The sequence below is a fragment of the uncultured Pontibacter sp. genome, from assembly GCF_947502515.1.
Taxonomy (GTDB): Bacteria; Bacteroidota; Bacteroidia; order Cytophagales; family Hymenobacteraceae; genus Pontibacter.
Genome location: NZ_CANNAI010000001.1, coordinates 238574 through 253871, shown reverse-complemented (window position 1 = coordinate 253871; position 15298 = coordinate 238574). Strand labels below are relative to the sequence as shown.

Here is a 15298-nt window from a genome sequence, read left to right as displayed (position 1 = left end):
TAAATAGCATGGCTCTGTGCGGCTGACTAATTTTTTGGGAAGTAAAACGATTTAGGTAATTCTTAGACTAAATTTTGCTATTTTAGTAATTCCTATGCTACGAAAACTAAACTTAAGTCTAAATTTATACCTGTGCATTCTAAAATTCCGACATCCGTACCTACACTAGAGCCCATCTTCAGGGCTTTGACTGGGCTATACCTTGTCCTGACGCCTGACTTAGTCATCGTGGATGCTACGGATGCTTTGCTGAAGCAAACGCATGTAAAGCGCGACGAGACCATAGGACAGCATGTGTTTAAGATTTTCCCGAACAACCCCGATAACCTACAGGTAGACTCAGAGGGCTCTATGCACCAATGTATGCAGCATGCGCTGGTACATAAAGAACCCTATCATATCGAAGTGCTTCGCTACGACATTCCCTCAGAAAACGGTTTTGAGGAACGCTACTGGAATACAACCACCATCCCTATCATGAATGAAGTTGGGGAAGTGCAATATCTGTTGCAGGAGGTACGCGACATAACCGACAAGGTCCTGATCGATCGTGTGCATCAGCTGCGTCAGGAACAGCTAAACCTGCTCACTAACGCAACCAAGGCTGTTGCCTGGGAATACGACATTGTAAACAACCGCATGACATGGGGCGAGGGGCTGCAAGAAGTTTTGGGCTATACGCCAGAAGAAATGGGTCCAGGTGGCGAGTCATGGGATTCACGCGTGCACCCGGATGATTTTGAGGAAGTACAACGCAGCATACAGCAGGCACTGGCCAGCAAGCAGAGCACCTGGACGGGAGAGTACCGTTTTCAGAAAGCGGATGGTAGTTATGCTTATATACTTGACCAGGGCTACACGGCCTATGACTCCAAAGGCAACCCTATCCGGACCATCGGCTCTATTATCGACATCACGCAAAACAGAGACACACAGGAGGCGCTTCGGGAAAGTGACGCCCGCTTCCGTCACCTGCTGGAGGTGCTCCCGCACATGGCCTGGACGGCCTCTCCAAAAGGCAAAGTGCTTTTTTTCAACGACAACTGGTACAGTTACACAGGTATGCGTCCCGGCCAGACCGATGGCTGGATCAGCGCGGTACATCCCGAAGACTCAGCCATGGTGCTCACCAGCTGGCACAACGCAGTGGCTTCAGGCAGTAGCTTCGAGATAGAGTATCGCATACGCCACCACATAGATGGCAGCTACCGCTGGTTTCTGGAGCGTGGCCTGCCTATGCGTGACTCAGACGGTAACATCACGCTCTGGATAGGTACTTACACCGACATAGACGACCAGAAAAATCAGGGAGATCATCGCGAAGATGACAGGCTGGAGAACATGCTGCGCCTGGCGCCGGTGCACCTGTGCATGTTGCACGGACCGGATCATGTGTGCCAGTATGTGACACCCGGAGTTTACAAACTCTACGGCAACAGGAACTACATAGGCCGCTCCGCCCGTGAGCTTTGGCCAGAGCTCAAACCGCTTGGTTTTTTTGACCTGCTAGACGAAGTATACACCAAAGGACGTACGGTTTACATCAATGAGTTCCGTACCAAAATCGATGATGAGTTAAATGGCAGGCTGCGCGATGCCTATATCAATTTTAAGTACCAGCCCCTTTTTGACAGCACATCCTGCGTAGAAGGCATCATGATCTCAGCGATAGAAGTTACCAGTCTGGTAAGAGCCAGGCAGAGAGTGGAGGCTTTAGCCAAAGGTGAATCCTGACACATCTATTTTTTGTCTTTTTTAAAACAAAAAAGGCTATACTTTGTAAAAGAACTCAAAATACCAATTATGAAATCTGTAAAGACTATCCTGCTTATAGACGACGACGATACAACCAATTACCTAAACCAGCGCCTGCTGTCCCGCATGGAAGCTGCATCGGACATCAGGGTGGTAACCAACGGTGAAGAAGCCCTCGACTACCTCAACAGGGCTTTTAGCGGCGAGGAGAACTATCCGAAGCCGGACCTTATTTTTGTTGATATCAAGATGTCTGTGATGGACGGTTTTGAGTTTCTGGACGAGTATCAGCGGTTTGACGAAGAAAGCAAGCTGCGCACTGTCATGCTAATGCTCACTTCTTCAGCCAGCTTCTATGACCTGGAACGTCTCAAGAAATATCCGGAGGTACGCAGACATTACTCCAAGCCACTGGCTGAGGCCGATGTGCGCGAGATCATGGAAACCTATTTTTAACAGCACCTTATCTGATAGTTTAGGAGGCGCCCTCACAAGGGGCGTCTTTTTTTATACCTGAGGCTTTGCCAACAATAGCCCCTGTAAGCCGTAAAAAATAACGCCGCCGCAAGGCTACACTTTTTACATCGCTTATTAAAACTAAAATAGAATTATGGAAAACAGAGGAGAAAACTACGGAAGGCCTGGTGATGAGAACCAGCGCATTGGCCGGGAACTATACAACAGAGATAGAGAACAGAACCAACCACAGCGCTACGCCTACAGAGGCCAGGACCAGAATGAAAGAAAATGGGATGAGGGCAATTACTTCCACACCGGCCCTAGCCCGAGAGGAGCACAGGACCGCGACCGACAGGCTGAAAGTGGCCGTCACTACTTAGGCAACAGACCTGCTACCTATCAGAGCAATCAAGGCTCTTTCCAGAGCGGGCACTATGGCAGCCGCAGTGAAAGCCCTTACCGCAATGAGAGCCAGTACCTGAACCATGGCTACAGAGGCCAGGGCAGCGGTAGCCAGCAGCCTTACCGTTCGCAAATGGGCGGTGGTTCGCAGCCCGGCAACTACAACGAGCCACCTACCTCACAGGACAGTCTGTGGCGTGAAGGGCCAGGCAGCCGCAGCCGCTACAAGGAAACCGACTACCGCTACGGCAGCGGCTCGCACAACTGGTACAACGAAGGTCGCTACTCGCCTGACGTGGAACCGGACAACCGCGACAAGCGTGGCTTCTTTGAGCGTGTACGCGACACCTGGGATGATATCATGCACTCTGATGACCCGGATTACCAGCCGCGCAACCGCTACGACTCTGAGCGCAGAGCCGAGCAACTGAGCAGCCGAAACCGTTACAGCGGGGAGTCTTACCGTGACCGTGATTTTGACCGTGGCTACGAAGGTGGGCCGCGCTGGGCCGACGAGATTGACTCTGGAAACGATGATTATTATAAAGGCACTGACAGAAGCCAACGTAACCGTCGCTAATGCGTATAGCAGACAGATTAGGTTACTTTGGTAGTAGATTAGTAATGAAGGCAGCCCACCGGCAACGGCGGGCTGCCTTTTTTTGTGCTGAATTCAAACGCTTTAAACATCAGGCCCGTGTGCCCGTACATAAAATCCGGTGCTGTCACATACCTGACTGTGGCCCCTATGTCCTACAGCCTCCTGCGGCACCAGTGCTTATTTTTTAGACATCTTAGAAAACAAAAGGAAAACAAATGCATCACGAGGAACAAGAAAGACATCATGAGCGGCATGATCGCCCACGCCGTCCGCACCCGCGGCACGAAGTAGAGCAGCAGAACTTTCGCAGCCGCTGGGAAGAGCCCAGACCCTTTATGCATGACCGTGAAAGAAGGCAGTACGAAGAAGAGATGCGCATACGGGAAGAGCGGGAGCGGCATGAGTATAGGCAGCAGCAAAACGAGCGGCGGCAGCATGAAAATATAAACCGACACCAGCACGGCTTTTCAGATGATCACCACCCACAACACCGAAGAGAGGAACTCAGGGAATGGCGCGATGGCAATGAGCATTATAGCCCTGAGAACCAGCATGCCCGGGACCGGTGGCAACAGCATGAGCAGCTCCCTCCGCTGCGAGAGCAGCGACGCCGGCACCAGAGCCGCCGCGACGAGGATTGGGATCAACGCGGCTGGTAGCGATCTTCCCTGTAAAATCTAGAAACGCTTCCTGAACCCGGCACCAAACGACACCAGTTCGGGTATGCCGGGCACCAGGTTTAGCGACAGATCATACTGCCCCTTCAGCTGGTAGTTGTACTCAAACTCTCCGCCGTACCAGTAAAACTTGTACTGCCAGTCACCGCTGCGGTTAAAGTAACCATCATCTTCGTAGCCCTGCAGTCGGTTCCAGTCGCGGCGGTATACCAGCGTGGGGCCAAAGCCACCATTCAGGGAGTGTCGCCCTGCCTTGAATATCTGTCCGCGCCAACCCAAGTGTGTGAAGCCTGCCAGCGAGGAGGCACAGTCGGAGTATAGCCCTTGCTCTACCCGCACACTAATAACTTCGCGCACCACAAACCGGTCGTAGCCTACTATACCTCCAAAATTCAGCACGGCTATACCTTTCCGGTCAAGCCGGTTCTTGAAAAGCTCTGGGTATGGCGTTGGGCGCAAATGCATGGATAGACCGAAGAATTTTACAGTGAAGGCGTTCTTATAGGCGGGCTGCTCCTGGGCATGCCCCGGCAGGAGGAGCGAAAAGCTGAAGAGAAATAACAGTAAAGTTCGACAAAGCTGCTGCATACCCCACTATATACAGTTTAGAGCGCATTTTGTTAGCAGATCGCTGTACCTTTGCACACAGTATGACCACTTCGCTTGACATTTTACTGGACCAAGTACGTTCCTGCCGACTCTGTGCTGAGCACCTGCCACATGGCCCCAGGCCAGTGCTGCGGGCGGCTCCTTCAGCACGACTGCTCATTGTGGGGCAGGCGCCAGGCACGAAGGTACACGCCAGTGGCGTGCCTTGGGACGACCAGAGCGGCAAGCGCCTCAGGCAGTGGATGGGCATTGATCCGGAAGTGTTTTATGATGAGCAGCAAGTGGCGATCGTCCCAATGGGATTTTGCTACCCCGGCAAAGGCAAAAGCGGTGACCTGCCACCCCGACCTGAGTGTGCCCAGCACTGGCACCAGCAACTTCTGCCGCTGCTTCCCAATATCCAGCTCACTTTACTGGTAGGCAAGTACGCGCAGGATTACTTTCTGGGCGGAGCGGCCAAACTGACCCTCACCGAAACCGTAACGCATTGGGCAGACTACCTCCCCAGGTATATGCCGCTGCCTCACCCCTCGCCACGAAACCAGTTTTGGCTGCGCCGAAACCCCTGGTTTGAGCAGGAGGCTATACCTGTCCTGCAGCAGCTCGTGGCCCAGACACTTGGCTAAATTTTACTTGGTATCTACCCCGTAAATATTATCTTCGTTCATCAGCAATAAAACCACCTTATGATCAACTACCCAGGCAGCAAACTTCCTGATGTCGGCACCAGTATTTTTGCTGTGATGTCGGCGCTGGCCAATGAGCACGGAGCCATCAACCTGTCGCAGGGCTTCCCGGATTTTAACTGTCCCGACGAGCTGATTGCGCTGGTGACCAAGTACATGCAGGAAGGCTACAATCAGTACGCCCCCATGCCCGGTATGCCGGCACTACGCCACAAGATCAGCGAAAAGACGGAGAAGGTATACGGCTATCGTCCAGACCCGGACCAAGAAGTGACTGTGACCTCCGGCGCTACCGAGGCGTTGTTTGCAGCCATTACGGCTGTGGTAAAACCCGGCGACGAGGTGGTGGTACTGGAACCCTGCTACGACAGCTATGCTCCTGCGATTCGGCTGGCGGGCGGCATCCCGATCTATGTTCCGTTGGCTATACCTGACTTCAGCATTGACTGGGAACTGCTGAAGAAAAATATCTCGCGTCGTACCCGCATGATCATCATCAACACGCCACATAACCCGACAGGTGCCGTGATTCCGCGCGAAGACCTGGAAAAGCTGGCTAACCTGACCGATGGCACGGATATTCTGGTCCTGAGCGACGAGGTATACGAACACATGGTATTTGACAGAAAGGAGCATGTGAGCGCCCTGCAGATTGAGTCGCTGCGGCAGCGTGCGTTTGTGATTTCCTCTTTCGGAAAAACCTACCATACCACTGGCTGGAAGATAGGCTATGTCGTAGCGCCACCGGCCCTAACGGCAGAACTGCGCAAGATGCACCAGTTCATCACGTTCTGCTCCGTTACGCCGCTGCAACTGGCCATTGCCGACTACATGGACAACGAGGAGCACTACCGCTCCCTCCCCGACTTCTACCAGGCCAAGCGCGACCTGTTTTGCGAGCTAGTAAAGTCCTCCCGCTTTGAGCTTATACCTTCGGCAGGTACTTACTTCCAGCTGCTGAAATACGATGCAATCTCACAGGAGCACGACCTGGACTTTGCCAAGCGCCTGACGCAGGAGATCGGTGTCGCCTCCGTACCCGTTTCATCCTTCTACCACAACAAAACCGACCATCACTACCTGCGCTTCTGCTTCGCCAAAAGTGAGGATACGCTAAGGCAAGCAGCGGAGAGGTTGGTGAAACTTTGATGGTTAAATTGTTGATTGCTAGTTGTTGATTGTTGAAGGTTAAATTGTTGTTCAGCTAATGCAAGTACGCAGACACAGATAAAAGCCTTTTACAACACAACCACTGGCAGGTATAGCAAGACCAACTCGCACGCTGGCTATGAAATAAGCAGCGGTGCCAAGTGCGCTTTGCGGCGCTCCACTGTTTGAGCGTTCAGCGAGTTTGGAGCGTCTTGATTTTTTTGCTTACTGGGGGTAGGGGCCCTCGATTTTTTCATCAAGGAAAAAAGTAAGGCCCGCCCGGCCAGGGCAAAAGCCAGCTATAAAACAATGCCAGATTATTGAGGACCAATAGCAGAAACTACGTAGCAAGAGCTCATCTAACTTTTACACAAGATTCTATCAGTATGACAAAAGGGTTAGCTTGGAATAGAATGTTAATACAATCGTAAAAAGCTATTTTTAATACTTTCCACCTTATGCAAGATCTTCGCGTTACCATCATCCAAACCAGCCTGCACTGGCAAGACGCAGCTGCAAACCGAGCCATGTTCTCGGAAAAGCTTGCTGCTGTAGCACCCGCTACTGATCTGATCGTGCTTCCTGAGATGTTCACGACAGGCTTCAGCATGGATGCGGCTGGACTAGCAGAAGACGCAGAAGGTCCCACCCTGCAATGGATGAAAGAAGAAGCAGCCAGGTATAACGCCGTAATCACGGGCAGCGTAATCGTGCAAGAGGGTGAGCAGTATTTCAACCGGCTGTACTGGGTTCGTCCTGACGGCACTTATCAGCACTACAACAAGCGCCACCTTTTCCGGATGGCGAAGGAGCACCATACCTATACCCCGGGACAAGAGAAGCTGCTGGTGGAATTGAAAGGCTGGAAAATTTGCCCCTTGGTGTGCTACGATCTACGCTTCCCGGTATGGAGCCGCAACGTAGGTAGCGAGTATGATTTGCTGCTCTACGTAGCTAACTGGCCTAAGCCACGAGCCAATGCCTGGAGCATTCTGTTACAGGCTCGTGCCGTCGAGAACCTGAGCTATGTGGTGGGTGTGAATAGGGTTGGAACGGACGGCAACGGACACCCCTACTCCGGCGACTCAGCCGTCATCCACCCGAAAGGGTATAAACTTCTCGAGACGGCGGAGGTGGAAGGAATACACACCATTACGCTGAACAAAAAAGAGCTTACGGATTTCCGGGAAGCCTTTCCGGCGCACCTCGATGCCGATGATTTTACGTTAAGCTGATTCTATTAAGAACTGCCGCAGGTCCTCTTCGTCAGCCAGCAAGGTATAGGCTATACCTTGCCGAGCCTGCAATATGCGCTGTAATCGGGGTTGCTCACCGACAAGCAGCAAGCGACGCTGCGGATGCGGCAAAAGCAGTTCTTCCAGCAAGGGCATTAGCCGGTTCAGGTCTCCTGTCCCACTCTTTACACACACGATAGTTTCTGGATTTTCCTGTAGCAAGCGCACGGCGTATTGCTGCAAAGTGGCATCAGACTGGGTGTCTACATCAAAAACAGGTATAGCCGGGGCGTACTGCCGCACCAACTGCAGGATGGGCTTCTTGAATGCGGTTTCCTCCGAAAGATCTATTAACAGAAAGGCCTGCATCAGTGTACTACCAGTCTGCGGGTTTCGTGGCGGCCGTCGCGGGAAGTGGCGCGCAGCAGGTATACGCCTGCTTTCAGATGGCCCAGCTTTAGGGTATGGCGGCGGTTGTAGCTGTCGGCTGCATCGTATACCTTGCGCCCGATCATGTCGTGCAACACCAGCGATACGGACTCATTCGCCTGTACCTGCACGGGCTCCTGCGCACCAGCCACCGGATTCGGGTATACCTTCAGTCCCAGGCCGCTTGTCTTATCATTTGGATTACCGTAGTTGCCGGCCGTTTGCTGCAACAGGTATAGTCCTCCTCCCTGCGTGCCAATGGCCAGGTATAGTTTGTAAGGTCCGCCCAGTTCAGCCACAGCCAAACCGAGTCCGCGACCAAAACGGGTGGCATGTGCTTCTCCTGTCAGCTCGTTTTCCAAGACCTCAGTGGTTTCGGTAAAGTCGCCATTCAGATGGTCCAGAAAATCATTATAAATGCGCAAGGCACCACTGTCATCCACGGTGAGCAGATCAAGCTTGGCGTTGCCGTCTATGTCCACCACAACCGGTGCCAGGTTGCGGCGGTAAAAGTCAAATTTAATTCCGCCGATTCTTTGCTTCTCCAGTACGAAACCATTGCCAGAAGAGCGGTAGTAATCCAGCGTACCTGTGGCTTTTCCAACCAGCATGTCAACGCGCTGGCCATCTACCTGAAATAAGTGAGGAGTATCGCCATCAGCCAGCGTATGCAGCGGTAGTAGACGGGACGTATTGAAAGCGACAGGTTGCCCGGCTTTCGCATCGTTTATGAAGTACGCTAGTTGCGTTGTGCTTCCTCCATGATGTCCTGTCTCATGCTCCTTGTAAGTTAAAACAAGATCCGGCACCTGGTCCTGGTTAATATCAAAGAACGATGGCTTCAGTGAGAGCATGTTCTTATTGGAGAGGGCCAGGTAATCGTCTGTGACAAGCGTGAAGGCGGGCTCAGTTAAAGCACCGGTGTTGCGATAGAGGCTGAGCGTCGCCACAAATCGGCCGTTACGATCCGACCGTCCGTTGCCGACTACCAGGTCAAGCAGGCCGTCGCCATCTATATCCGCAAAGGCAGGGTAGGCATTTTCGCCCAAGTCGATCATCTGACTTTGCAGAAAGTTATCCTGCGTAAACTCAAAGTTCGGCTGACTTGTGGTGCCTGTGTTGCGGTAAAGCCAGGAGGAGCGTTGCAGCTCCAGGTTCCCCATGTTCTCGTTGCTGTTTGGGGCTACGAGCAGGTCAGGTTTGCCATCAAATGTTACATCTTCGTAGTAAGCCGCCGGGAACAGATTAAAACTCGCTGGCTTTGGGCCAATGGGGAATGCAGGTTCAAAGCTTTCCATGCGTGCCAGTGTGCTGGTCCCTTTGTTTTCCATCATCACCAGGTCCTGACACTCCACGCTTCCCATCATCAGGTCTTTCGCGCCATCACCATTCAGATCTATAGCCAGCAGCGCCGAGCCGTCGTGGCCGGAGTGCAGCGGTGTGGCCATACGGCACTGTATCCCGAACCCAAAATTATTGCAGCCATGGCACTCGGTGATCTGCCCCCACCAATCGGAGCCGAGCGCAAACTCCAGCGTACCACAGGGCTTGCCTTCTTCCACCTGCATATTCTGGTAGTACTCCAAGGTATAGCCCCCCGAAAACTCCGACAGCAGGATATCCAGATCACCGTCGCCGTCCATGTCCACGATGGCAGGTATATCAGAGATATTCATTTGCATGTTGATGGTGTTCACGCCATTGCGGCTCCGGTAAAAGAGAGCATCCTGTGCCAGCACAAAAGTCGGGTACTTGTTGCTGCTTGCCTCCTGCCGGTATACCCGTATACCCAGGGGTGTGCTTGTGAAAATGTCTTTCAGGCCATCGCAGTTGTAATCGCGCAGCAGCACCCAGTTTTCCAATTCGGCCGGAAACATGACTTCATACTCGGGCGCATACTGATAGCGCCACTGACCTCCCTGCTGCACCGCCAGGTAGGTATAGACCTTGCGCAACATGCGGTCGAAGACAAACAGGTCGTCGCGGCCGTCTTTGTTCAGGTCGATGGTCGAGAATTGCGGGGTGTTGAGCCCACCACCCCAGGGATTTTGCAGCTGGGCACCATTAGCCGTAACCGGGATATCACTGCGTTGGCTGAAACGCAAAGGCTCCTGAGCTGATACGGCAGGCACCAGCAGGAAGAAAAAGAGAAGGAACAACAGGTAGCGCATAGACAGTTTGTTAGGCAATTGGGCTGTTGCTTTTGCCGTTTTGGGTGTATATTGCCATGACAGTGGCGGACCATACCTCTTTACGGGCAGCTGCCTCAATCATAGACTAAAAATACGCATTTCATGCCGAACAGCATCGATTTTCTTTACCAAAAAAACCTCGAGTGCCGCCACGTGAGCACCGACTCCCGCGCCCCGCAGGACCAAAGCCTGTTCTTCGCCCTGAACGGACCTAACTTTAAAGGTGCCAAGTTTGCGCAAGGCGCATTGGACAAAGGTGCCAAATACGCGGTAGTTGACGACCCTGCCCTGGCGTCTGATAATGTGTTTGTGGTGGAAGACACGCTGCAGGCACTGCAGGACCTGGCTCGCCACCACCGCAAGCAACTGAGCATACCGGTGATCGGCATCACGGGCAGCAACGGCAAAACCACCACTAAGGAACTGATCTATGCGGTGCTGAGCCAGAAATTCAACACGCTCTATACCCAGGGTAACCTCAACAACCACATCGGGGTGCCACTTACATTGCTCCGCATCAAGCCGGAGCACGAAATGGCCATCATCGAGATGGGCGCCAACCACATCGGCGAGATTGCCCTGCTCAGCAGCATCGCTCAGCCTACACACGGTATGATCACCAACATCGGCAAGGCGCACCTGGAAGGCTTTGGCAGTTTGGAGGGCGTGGCCCGTGGCAAGAGTGAGCTTTACGTGCACCTGCTCGAGCATGGCGGCACTGTGTTCGTGAACACCGGCAACGAGCACCTCATGCGCATGAGCCGCCGCATTGAAGACAAAGTAACCTACCCTGCATCTGGCGACTTTTACCACAGCGAATTGCTGGAGGCCTCGCCTTATGTAGTGTACAAAGACGAAGCGGGTCATGTGGTGCATACCCAACTGGTGGGCAGCTACAATTACGAGAACATGGCCGCAGCAGCCTGCATTGGCAAGTACTTTGGTGTGCCGCTGGAGAAAGCCAATGCCGCCATCGCAAACTATAGCCCCGTGAACAACCGCTCGCAGGTGATGCAGAAAGGCTCCAACACCCTGATTCTGGATGCTTACAACGCCAACCCAACCTCCATGGCGGCGGCTATCCGCAACTTCGGTGGCATGAACGCGCCGCGCAAGGTGGTTATCGTGGGTGATATGCTGGAAATGGGTGCCGAAAGCGCCGCAGAGCACAAAGCCATCGGTGAGATCATCGCGGAACAGAACTTTGAAACCGTGCTGCTATGTGGGCCGGAGATGAAACACGCTGCCGAAACTGACAGCCGTTTCCACTACTTCGCTACAAAGCCTGAATTGCAAAATTGGCTGGAGGCTAATCGGGTTTCGGAAAGTTACGTGCTGGTGAAGGGTTCAAGAGGTATGGGACTGGAGACGCTGGTGGAGGTGCTGTAGAGTTGGAGATGGGTATTTATTTAGTACAGCAGTTAGCGCCTGGTAGACCCGTTTTACCAGGCGCTTTTTTAATTATTGTCTTCTTTTGAATTCAAGCCTTCCACTCTGTTACAAATACGACTTAAACACGCATTATAACAATTATAAAACGCCTCGATTACGGCTTGAATTACTATACTTGCATATAAATTATAATTTATATAAATAACATCCAAGTTACCTTTAAGGGCAAACTTTCCTTTATTAGACACATAACTATATCTATTATTATATATAATTATTTATTTTAACTCCTGCCTTTTATGAAATTCAAGTATCCTCTAATTGCCTTTCTACTCTTCGTCTGCCAGTTTGCGTCTGCTCAATCGCAGGATTCCACAACATTCTATCGTCACCACATCGGCATCAATACACGTGTAATTATTGACAAAATCGTTGACCCGGCCAGCCGCATGCCCCTGCAGCTTATGTACAAGTACCAACTTTCCCGAACCGGGGCCATCCGGATCGGGCTGGAGGGGACATATGCCAAGTCCGACTCTACTCAGTCTTATACAAATCGTCGCGACGAGATTACCGATTACCTTTTAGGTGGAAGTGTTGGCCACGAATGGCAGAAGCCTCTATCCAAAATTTTTATGCTGTATTACGGAGCAGATGCCTTTTACAATCAGAAAGGAAGGAATATAGAGATGTGGGATGAGTTTAGTGAACCGGATCCATATGGTGTAGTAGAGAAACATTTAAAAGATCTTCTTACTACCACCTCTTACGGGATAAGGCCGTTTATTGGCTTGCGCGCTAATGTTGGCACCAGACTTTATTTATCGACAGAAACAGCTTTCCACTTAAGCAAAGTAAAAAGCTCGCAAGATCTCGTACTCTCCCTCAAAACATACTCCCCAGAATACGATAGTTTCGGCAACCCCAAGACCTATATTGACTACACTATTAACAAACTTGTTTTTTCCTACATCCCAATAACGTTTGTAAATCTTAACTGGATTTTCTAAAACTTAATAAATCAAATAAAACAAACTTATGAAGAAGCTATACTTCTTACTACTATTCTTAGTAGTTCCATTTTTATTAGCTGCATAAACAGCTTTAACGCCTGATGGCAGAGTTCCTCAATGTCCTGGAAATAGAATTGCTTATACAGCTTTTCCAGCAGGTGGTTCTGCTTCTGCCAATTATGCAGGCTGCTCTTTTAAATGGTCCATTACAAACGGCAAATTTTACTTTACTAACAGCAGTGATGATTATACTACATCCAACAGTTCTGTAGAAGTAATCTGGAACGATGTAACAAATAAAGGAGAATTAAAAGTAACGATCACGTCCTGTAACAACAAATCTAATGATGGCACGCCAACTACAGGTGGCGTCATAATAAAATCCATAAACAGCGTTAACCCCTCACAAGTTAAGGTAAACAACGTAGCAAAATCAAGCCACAGCATAGACTGGTGCAGCACAGCCCCTATAACACTTGCCATAGACAGAATTGCAATTCCCAACACCCCAAGCAGCTCTAATCCTTTCTTTTCCTCTACTTTATATGTAGACATGTATGAATGGACACTACCGACGGGGTGGCGCACTAATGACAATAAGACGGGTACCTTTACCACTTCTTCCTACTCCATTTCTGTTATACCTGCAGCAGGGTCCGGAGGCCAGGTAAAGGTGAGAGGCCTGAATCAGGAATGTAGCATATACAGTTCGCCGCGTGTAAACTTCTACAGCAATTACAGCACACTCACTGTTACGCGCGAACCTCAGGTAGGCGCAATCATTGCCTCCAAAACCAATTTGCACTGCGGCGACAGAGACCCTGTTAATCTCTCGGTTCCGACTGTGACGGGGGCGACATCCTACACCTGGTCGCTACCGCAGGGCTGGACGATTTCGGGATCTGCTTCCGGCAACTCTATCTCAGCCATACCAAGCGGCACGAATGGCGGGCAGGTATCGGTAGCCGCTAACATTACCTGCACCACCCCAACCAAGGCGGTCAACTCAAAACCTATCACCATCAACTACAACAGCAACCTGCCCGCGCTGACGTTCAGCAACGCCCCTTACGATATAGGCAATACTGCGTCTTCTTATAGCATAACCCCAGTGGCTGGTGCTTCCGGCTATACCTGGGAGGCAAGCCCCAACATCTTAATCAATGGACAACTCTCGCCGCTACAAAGCACGTCAACGGCAGTAGCAATCACTCAAAGGCCCGGCCATAGCGGTGCAGGCTGGGTGAAGGTAACGGCCAATAGTGCGCTGTGCAGTAGTAGTTCAGTTACCAAAAATGTTTGGGTAGGCCAACCAGAAATTTTATACTTCAGCTATTTTGGCAGTGCCAAATACCCTACCTGCCCCTACGAACAACACACTTTTGCTCCTGTTTACAGTAACGGATATCAGGGGCAGCCAACGCGCTACCGTTGGACAGTTGGTAATGTGAGCAGCCATGGCGACTTAACAGGTTCGACACTTACTGTAACGGCAGCAGGGTTTAACTTTAGCTCCCGCATGTCAATCGGCTTAGAGGTTGAAACTCCTCTCGGTTGGACACAGCAGTTTGTGATGCTCTACGAGATCCGCGACTGCGACAATGGTGCAGAGCCTATGTTTAGCCCGAATCCAGTTACAGAAGACGAGTTCACCCTAGAACTTTCTGGCAGTTCTGACGAGAGCTACAGCTATACCTTATATGACTTGCAGGGAAACCAGCGCCTTTCCGGCAAAGCCAAGGGCAAGAAGGCAAAGGTGAGCACCAAGGACATACCGGCTGGCACGTACATGCTCCGGGTGGAGCATAACGGCAAATCCACGACCAAAAGAATGATAATAGAGAAGTAACCAACCCGGTTGAACAAACAAGGCCCGCAATTGACTGCAATCGCGGGCCTTGTTGTTTCTAAATACAGACGCGTCATCAACCTAAATTTCAGACGAAATACCCCTATCTTAATTCTTTTGCCCAGGCACTCAAAACGGCGAATCAAAATCCTGCAACAGCGGCAATACTTCGTCTTTTGGCGACACCAGCGGCTCGACTATACCCCAGTCTATACCAAGAGCCGGATCGTTCCAGAGAATGCCACTTTCTGATGGCTGGTGATACAGGTTGGTGCATTTGTAAAGGAAGCTGGAATTGTCCTCTAAAGCTATAAAGCCGTGGGCAAAACCCTCCGGGATATAGAGCATGTTGTGCTGCTCTGCATCGAGTATGCAGGTGGCGTGCTGTCCGTAGGTTGGAGAGTTTTTGCGGAGGTCGAGCGCCACGTCCAGCGCACGGCCCGAAGCAACGCGCACCAGCTTACCCTGCGCATAAGGCGGCTTCTGGAAATGCAGCCCACGCAATACACCCTTCTTCGATACAGATTCGTTGTCCTGCACGAATACCGGGTCGATGCCGAAAGGCTTAAACATGCTGGTATTATAGGTTTCCATAAACCAGCCACGTTCGTCGCGGAACACGCGCGGTATAAACTCGATCAGGCCCTCAATATGATAGGTCTTGTGCTCCATGGCTGGTGTTAGTGGATAGGCTGTGGCTCTCTTATAAGAGTAGCAAGTTAGGCTTTTTCCCCTTTCTTCTGAAATTTTTCACCTAACTTGCATCTGTCCTGCATGCGCTTGCAGCGCTATACCTGTCGCCATCCAACCGGGGTCGGGACCAATTACGTACACAGACTCAAGCCGAATT

Annotated in this window: 15 protein-coding genes; 10 read left to right on the top strand and 5 right to left on the bottom strand. The window is 51.3% G+C overall.

Annotation, left to right across the window (positions count from 1 at the left end; all coding sequences use genetic code 11):
* Positions 1-132 precede the first annotated feature (132 nt).
* The 4 genes from Q1A54_RS01200 to Q1A54_RS01185 all read left to right on the top strand — a co-directional run bounded on the left by Q1A54_RS01200 (position 133) and on the right by Q1A54_RS01185 (position 3876).
* Positions 133-1734: a PAS domain-containing protein gene (locus Q1A54_RS01200; RefSeq protein WP_299984458.1), complete on the top strand. Its 1602-nt coding sequence runs from the start codon at positions 133-135 to the stop codon at positions 1732-1734.
* A gap of 69 nt (positions 1735-1803) precedes the next feature.
* A complete protein-coding gene (locus Q1A54_RS01195; protein WP_299984456.1) occupies positions 1804-2211 on the top strand; it encodes a response regulator in 408 nt (135 codons plus the stop codon).
* A gap of 154 nt (positions 2212-2365) precedes the next feature.
* Positions 2366-3196 (top strand): hypothetical protein, encoded by an 831-nt coding sequence (locus tag Q1A54_RS01190; RefSeq protein ID WP_299984454.1) that lies wholly within the window; start codon positions 2366-2368, stop codon positions 3194-3196.
* 236 nt (positions 3197-3432) lie between these two features.
* Complete coding sequence (locus tag Q1A54_RS01185; RefSeq protein ID WP_196118893.1) at positions 3433-3876, top strand: acyltransferase; 444 nt, start codon at positions 3433-3435, stop codon at positions 3874-3876.
* Between the two features lie 18 nt (positions 3877-3894).
* Here Q1A54_RS01185 and Q1A54_RS01180 read toward each other — a convergent pair whose 3' ends face one another.
* Positions 3895-4482, bottom strand: coding sequence for a hypothetical protein (locus tag Q1A54_RS01180; RefSeq protein ID WP_076421070.1), 588 nt, complete (start codon positions 4480-4482; stop codon positions 3895-3897).
* Between the two features lie 62 nt (positions 4483-4544).
* Here Q1A54_RS01180 and Q1A54_RS01175 point away from each other — a divergent pair, with 62 nt between their 5' ends.
* The 3 genes from Q1A54_RS01175 (at position 4545) to Q1A54_RS01165 (ending at position 7573) form a co-directional block, all read left to right on the top strand.
* Positions 4545-5129, top strand: coding sequence for a uracil-DNA glycosylase family protein (locus Q1A54_RS01175; RefSeq protein WP_299984451.1), 585 nt, complete (start codon positions 4545-4547; stop codon positions 5127-5129).
* A 60-nt stretch (positions 5130-5189) separates the two neighbouring features.
* Positions 5190-6338 (top strand): pyridoxal phosphate-dependent aminotransferase, encoded by a 1149-nt coding sequence (locus Q1A54_RS01170; RefSeq protein WP_299984449.1) that lies wholly within the window; start codon positions 5190-5192, stop codon positions 6336-6338.
* 458 nt (positions 6339-6796) lie between these two features.
* Positions 6797-7573 carry an amidohydrolase gene (locus Q1A54_RS01165; RefSeq protein WP_299984447.1) on the top strand — a complete coding sequence of 259 codons (777 nt, stop codon included), beginning with the start codon at positions 6797-6799 and terminating at the stop codon, positions 7571-7573.
* On the opposite strand, the gene Q1A54_RS01160 is transcribed toward Q1A54_RS01165, so the two are convergent.
* Both Q1A54_RS01160 and Q1A54_RS01155 read right to left on the bottom strand, forming a co-directional pair.
* The gene (locus Q1A54_RS01160; RefSeq protein ID WP_299984445.1) at positions 7565-7942 is read right to left on the bottom strand and encodes a hypothetical protein; all 378 of its coding nucleotides are present in this window, start codon (positions 7940-7942) and stop codon (positions 7565-7567) included. The two genes, Q1A54_RS01165 and Q1A54_RS01160, sit on opposite strands and share 9 nt — an antisense overlap.
* Positions 7942-10191: a T9SS type A sorting domain-containing protein gene (locus Q1A54_RS01155; RefSeq protein ID WP_299984443.1), complete on the bottom strand. Its 2250-nt coding sequence runs from the start codon at positions 10189-10191 to the stop codon at positions 7942-7944. The genes Q1A54_RS01160 and Q1A54_RS01155 overlap by 1 nt, the downstream gene beginning before the upstream one ends.
* A gap of 105 nt (positions 10192-10296) precedes the next feature.
* Between Q1A54_RS01155 and murF the strand changes: the two genes are divergently transcribed.
* Both murF and Q1A54_RS01145 read left to right on the top strand, forming a co-directional pair.
* Positions 10297-11583 (top strand): UDP-N-acetylmuramoyl-tripeptide--D-alanyl-D-alanine ligase, encoded by a 1287-nt coding sequence (gene murF / locus Q1A54_RS01150; RefSeq protein ID WP_196118905.1) that lies wholly within the window; start codon positions 10297-10299, stop codon positions 11581-11583.
* 302 nt (positions 11584-11885) lie between these two features.
* Positions 11886-12596, top strand: coding sequence for a hypothetical protein (locus Q1A54_RS01145; RefSeq protein WP_196118907.1), 711 nt, complete (start codon positions 11886-11888; stop codon positions 12594-12596).
* A gap of 249 nt (positions 12597-12845) precedes the next feature.
* On the opposite strand, the gene Q1A54_RS01140 is transcribed toward Q1A54_RS01145, so the two are convergent.
* The gene (locus Q1A54_RS01140; protein ID WP_196118909.1) at positions 12846-13154 is read right to left on the bottom strand and encodes a hypothetical protein; all 309 of its coding nucleotides are present in this window, start codon (positions 13152-13154) and stop codon (positions 12846-12848) included.
* On the opposite strand from Q1A54_RS01140, the gene Q1A54_RS01135 reads away from it, so the two are divergent.
* Complete coding sequence (locus Q1A54_RS01135; RefSeq protein ID WP_196118911.1) at positions 13153-14448, top strand: T9SS type A sorting domain-containing protein; 1296 nt, start codon at positions 13153-13155, stop codon at positions 14446-14448. The genes Q1A54_RS01140 and Q1A54_RS01135 overlap by 2 nt on opposite strands.
* 129 nt (positions 14449-14577) lie before the next feature.
* On the opposite strand, the gene rfbC is transcribed toward Q1A54_RS01135, so the two are convergent.
* Positions 14578-15120 (bottom strand): dTDP-4-dehydrorhamnose 3,5-epimerase, encoded by a 543-nt coding sequence (gene rfbC, locus Q1A54_RS01130; RefSeq protein WP_196118913.1) that lies wholly within the window; start codon positions 15118-15120, stop codon positions 14578-14580.
* Positions 15121-15298 lie beyond the last annotated feature (178 nt).